Below are 5,384 nucleotides of genomic sequence, written 5' to 3' on the forward strand. Positions count from 1 at the left end.
GCCGGGCGCCGTGCGGCGAACCGGGCCGCCGCCGCGCCGGCCCAGCCGCCGGAGGAGATCGCCCAGGAGCCGTTGTGGCTGCCGCCGCCGCTGATCGCGCCGGTGACGAGCTCGCGGGACGCGGCGTCGCCGGCCGCGAACAGCCCGGGGACGGTGGTCGCGCATCCGTCGTCGACCACGCGCAGCCCGCCCGTCCCGCGCACGGTGCCCTCCATGACGAAACGGACGGGGAAGCGCTGGGTGAACGGGTCGATGCCCAGCTTGTCGAACGGCAGGAAGAAGTTCGGCTGCGACCAGCGCATCGCCTCCCGAAGGTGCGGCGCCGCCCGCTCGAGCCGGGCGTGCACCTGGGTGCGCAGCGCCGCCCGCTGTACGTCGAGCAGCCCACCGGGGAACGCGGCGGTGGCCAGCTCGGCGCCGTCGGCGTCGGTGAACACGGCGAACTGGTACATCAGGCCCTTGGTCTGCGCGCCGAAGGCGGGCGCGGTGCCGTACTGGCAGGAGAACTCCATCCCGGACAGTTCGGCGCCGAGCTCCGCGGCCATCAGCGCGCCGTCGCCGGTGTCCACGTTCAGCCCCAGCGCACCGGACCGGAAGGCGCAGCCCCCGGTCGCCAGGACCACGGCGCCGGCCCGCACCCGCCAGGGCTCGCCGCCCCGCTGGCGGTGGACGCCGGCGGCGCCGGTGACGACACCGTCGGGGTCGGCCAGCAGCTCAAGGGCGGGTGACTGGTCGAGGATGACGACGCCGGCGCGCCGGACCTGGCGGCGCATCAGCCGCATGTACTGCGGGCCCTGCAGGCTGCCGCGTTGCGGGGTGCCGTCGTCGGCCACCGGGAACGGATAGCCCCAGTCCGTCAGCTGCTCGACCGCCCGCCACGTCCGGTCGAGGACGCGTGCCATCCAGCGTCGGTCGGTGAGATGGCCGCCGGCGGTCTCCCGGGCGGCGATGGCCTCCGACCGGGCGCTCCCACCCGGCGGCAGGTACCACAGGTTGTTACCGGCGGCCGCCGTCGAGCCGCTGGTGCCGCAGTAGCCCTTGTCGGCGAGCGTCACCCGCTGGCCGCGGCCTGCCGCCGCCAGCGCCGCCCACGTCCCGGCCGGGCCTCCGCCGAGCACGAGGACGTCGGTCTCGGCGGGGGCCGCGACCAGCCGCGGACGGCGTCTCGACGCGGCGCTCACCGTGGGCCGCCGACGCCGGCCTGGCCGGCACATGTCGAGGACACGTCGCGGTGTCGGTGTGGCTGGCGGGGCTGGTCACTCATCAGGATCCCTGTTCTCGGTTCTCGGTTCTCGGCAGCCGGCCGAATCATGATCGGGACGGGTGGGTCTCCGGGCACCAGCCGGGCCGAAAATTTCCGCGATTTCGCCAGCCATCCGCGGACCGATATCACCATCGATATGTTTTACGACCCGAAAAATGATTTCCGTCACCACTGTCAGTGACAGACGGAATCGCGTCCGAACGACTGTTGAATGCTTCCGGAAAATACCACGAAAATGCCAGTTCTGATCAACCTAAATTCGACCAGAATTGACACGGTCCACTGACGACACGGACATGGTCCACCACCCGCCGGACCGACAGCCTGTTCCCCGACATGTTGGCGACTATGTCGGCAGGAATGGCCGGCTGTCAACCCACCCACGGGAGCGGCCGACACGGCGCGAAGGCGGAGCGATCATGATCGCTCCGGATCCCGGGCCCCGCCGCCTTCCTGGGTGGAGCGGCATCCACTCATCGTGTCCGCATCGTCCACCGGCGCGGACGGCCCCGCCGAATTATTTTCACCGGACCGCTAAATATTGACCCGTTCCGCGGCGGACACGAGCATGGCGACACGGGCCGACGAGGAAACCGTCGGGGCCGGCCGCCGGAACGCTTCTCCCCGCCGGCCGGGAGGAGAACCGGCAGGAAAACCGAAGGACTGAAGGACCGAAGGCGGCGCGGCCATGTTTCCTCCGCGGCCTCTCCCGTGGTTCCCTCCGCGCCGTCGGACACTCACGTTCCCGGACCGCCAAGGAGCGACATGGCCGCCGTCAGCACGGATCTCGACATCCGCAGGGTAACCGGACGGATCGGCGCCGAAATCGTCGGCGTGGACCTTCGTGACGCGCTCGGCGACGACACCGTCATCGCGTCGGTCCGGGCCGCGCTCGTCGAGCACAAGGCACTGTTCTTCCGCGGGCAGGAAATCGACGACGCCGGGCAGCAGCGTTTCGCCGCCCGTTTCGGCGCGCTCACCACGGCGCACCCCACCGTCCCGTCCCTGGCCGGCAGCCCGAACGTGCTGCGGGTGGACTCGGCCGAGGGGCGGGCCAACAACTGGCACACCGACGTCACGTTCGTCGTGTCCCCGCCGGCCGCGAGCACCCTGCGCGCCGTCGTGATCCCCCCGGCCGGCGGGGACACCCTCATCGCCAACTCCGTGACCGCCTACCAGGACCTCCCGGGCGACCTGCGCGAACTGGCCGACCGGATCTGGGCGGAGCACACCAACGACTACGACTACGCGATCCCGCCGGCCGAGACGGCGCGGACGAAGGAGTACCGCGAGATCTTCGTCTCCCGGAAGTACCGGACCGCCCACCCGGTGGTCCGCGTCCATCCCGAGACGGGTGAGCGGGGCCTGTTCATCGGCGGGTTCGCGCAGCGCGTCGTCGGGCTGTCCGTGACCGAGTCACGTGACATCCTCCGCCTGCTGCAGACCTACGTCACCCGGCCGGAGAACACCGTCCGGTGGCGCTGGGCCCCCGGTGACCTGGTCTTCTTCGACAACCGCAGCACCCAGCACTACGGCGTGGACGACTACGGCGACCTGCCGCGGCTGCTGCACCGGGTCACCGTCGCCGGCGACGTACCGGTCGGGGTGGACGGCCGGCGCAGCTACGCCGTCGAGGGGGACGACGCCTCCCACTACACCCCGCTCGCCGCATAGCCACCCCGTCCACACACACGGCCCGGGCCGCCGGCGTAGCTTGCGGCGGCGGCCGGCAGCACGGTGCTGCCGGCCGCCGCCGGTCGCCGCCGCAAGCTGCCTGGCGGCCACCGCCAGGGCGTCGGCGTCCCGCGCGGCGATCACGACCCGATCACGGCCTTGGCCCCTTCGGCGGCCAGCGACCTGGCGATGGCCCGCCCGATGCCACGGCTGCCACCGGTCACGATCGCGCGCCGCCCGTCCAGCCGTAGATCCATGCCCGGCTCCGCCTGGTCTCGCCAGATCCATGCCCGGCTCCGCCTGGTCTCGTCCGATCCATGCCCGGCTCCGCCTGGTCTCGTCCGCGAGGTCCTGATTGAGTCTGACCCCGCGTGAGGTTACATTCATGCGGTGCGCACAGGGCGTCGGCTGCCAGCGATGATTCTCGACCCGTTCTGGATCTCGCGCCGCGCGCACCATTTCGACCAGATCTGTTGCTGATCCCGAAAGCCCGGTGAGCGTGGCGGCGGAACGGCAGCTGCCCACCGGACCGGTTCCCCGCTGACAGCTGTCAGGCCCGGACCGTCCATCGGCGGCAGCGCGCGGAACCGGAGCCGGCCAGCACGGTGCTGCTCCTCCCGGCTCTCCCCCGCTTCTCCTGCCGTACCGCGCTTTATCGCCGCGGCTTCCCCGCGGGGCCGCGGCCTTCGCGACGGGTCGCGCACCGCCCCATGGCGGCGCGTCGTGCGCGGCGTCGTGTACGGCGGGGTGGCAGGGCTCCGGCAGACGGCCCGCACCTCATGCAGCGCATGCAGCGCATGCACCAACACCCATTTTGGTCACTTTATGTAACCATCGACGCTCGCGCCCGTCCTGTCGCCAGGAAGCGCCGGCCAGCATCGGGCGGCCCCGGACGGTCTCGGCGGCGTCGCTGGTCGCGGCCGTGACCGTGCCCGACGGCTTTCCAGGAGAAGGCAGCTGATGAAGACCAGATTGTTCGCCGGCGCGGCAGCCCTGGCGCTGGCGGTGCTCACGGCCTGCGGCTCGGACGCCTCCGGCGGCGCGGCGGACCCGGCAGCCACCACGGCCGGCAGGCCCAGCCCGGACGCCACCCTGACCGTCGGGCTCGTTCTCGAGCCGGGCAGCCTCGACATCACCAGGGCCTCCGGCGCCGCCATCGGCCAGATCCTGCTCAACAACGTCTACCAGGGGCTGCTCCAGCGGGACGGCTCCGGCGTCATCACCCCGGCGCTGGCCACGTCCTACAAGGTCTCGGAAGACGGGAAGACCTACACCTTCACGCTGCGGGACGGCGTGACCTTCCATGACGGCTCACCGCTGCGTGCCGCCGACGCGGTGGCCTCCCTGAGCCGGGCCAGCGCGCCGGGATCGGTCAATCCCAACGCCGCCGACCTGGCCTCGGTGGCCTCGGTGACCGCGCCCGACGAGAAGACCGTCGTGCTCACCCTGAAGGACCGCGACACCAACCTGACCTACCGGCTCACCGGCGCCGCCGGCGTCATCGTCCGGGAGGGCGCCACCGATCTGGAGAGCAGGCCGGTCGGCACCGGCCCGTTCCGGTTCGACAGCTGGCGGCACGGCGACAGCGTCACGCTCGTGCGCAACGACCGGTACTGGGGGCCGAAGGCCGGCGTCGCCCGGGTGGTCTTCCGCTACCTCACCGACCCGAACGCGCAGAACAACGCGGTGCGGACCGGGCAGGTCGACATCGGCACCATCACCGACATCGAACTGGTCAACTCCTACCAGGGCAACCCGAACTTCGCCGTCTCCACGGGCACGAGCAGCGACAAGATCACTCTCGGGTTCAACCACTCGCGCGCCCCGCTGTCCGACGCGCGGGTCCGGCACGCGATCCGGCAGGGCATCGACAAGGACGGACTGATCAAGATACTCGGCGGCGGCACCCGGATCGGCAGTTCCGTCCCGCCGCTGGACCCCTGGTACGAGGACCTCACCGGAATCGACAGGTACGACCCGGCGAACGCCCGCAAGCTGCTCGCCGACGCCGGCCACGCCGGCGGGCTGACCCTGGGCCTGACGGTCGCGAACATCTACCCGCCGGCCATCGCCGAGTACGTGCGCTCCCAGCTCCAGGACATCGGGATCACGGTACGGATCACCAGCGTCGAGTTCCCCACCTGGCTGACCCAGGTGTACCGGAACGCCGACTACGACCTGAGCATCGTCGACCACGCCGAACCGCGGGACCTGGGCAACTACGCGAAGCCGGGCTACTACTGGCGCTACGACAGCCCGGCCGCCCAGCAGGACTACCGGGCCGCGGTGACGGCGGCTTCGGACGCCGAGCGTGACCAGAACCTGCGCAGGCTCGCCCGGCAGATCTCCGAGGACGCGGCCAGCGACTGGCTGCTGCTCGGCCCGGCCCGGCAGGTCGTGCGGGCCGGTGTCACCGGCTACCCGACCAACAACCTGTCGTCCCTCT

General features: G+C 71.5%; 3 protein-coding genes and 1 pseudogene. 2 read left to right on the forward strand and 2 right to left on the reverse strand.

Translation table 11 applies throughout. The features are described 5' to 3' along the window. The coding region (locus tag NBW84_RS19145) for an FAD-dependent oxidoreductase (protein WP_250286116.1) at positions 1 to 1,181 on the reverse strand (1,181 nt) is incomplete at its 3' end. An 848-nt stretch (positions 1,182 to 2,029) separates the two neighbouring features. Here NBW84_RS19145 and NBW84_RS19150 point away from each other — a divergent pair. After that, a complete protein-coding gene (locus NBW84_RS19150) occupies positions 2,030 to 2,938 on the forward strand; it encodes a TauD/TfdA family dioxygenase (RefSeq protein WP_250286117.1) in 909 nt (302 codons plus the stop codon). Between the two features lie 75 nt (positions 2,939 to 3,013). Here NBW84_RS19150 and NBW84_RS24525 read toward each other — a convergent pair. Further along, positions 3,014 to 3,195, reverse strand: a pseudogene (locus tag NBW84_RS24525) (SDR family NAD(P)-dependent oxidoreductase); the annotation flags it as partial. Positions 3,196 to 3,898: 703 nt separating this feature from the next. Between NBW84_RS24525 and NBW84_RS19160 the strand changes: the two are divergent. Then, positions 3,899 to 5,384: ABC transporter substrate-binding protein (locus NBW84_RS19160; RefSeq protein ID WP_250286118.1), on the forward strand; the 1,486-nt coding region annotated here is incomplete at its 3' end.

Origin of the sequence: Protofrankia sp. CiP1_Cm_nod2 (genome assembly GCF_920664355.1) — a bacterium.
GTDB lineage: Bacteria > Actinomycetota > Actinomycetes > Frankiales > Frankiaceae > Protofrankia.

Coding starts and splice junctions, on each gene's coding strand:
- NBW84_RS19150 (WP_250286117.1), top strand. CDS start 2,030: ATGGCCGCCGTCAGCACGGATCTCGACATCCGCAGGGTAACCGGACGG.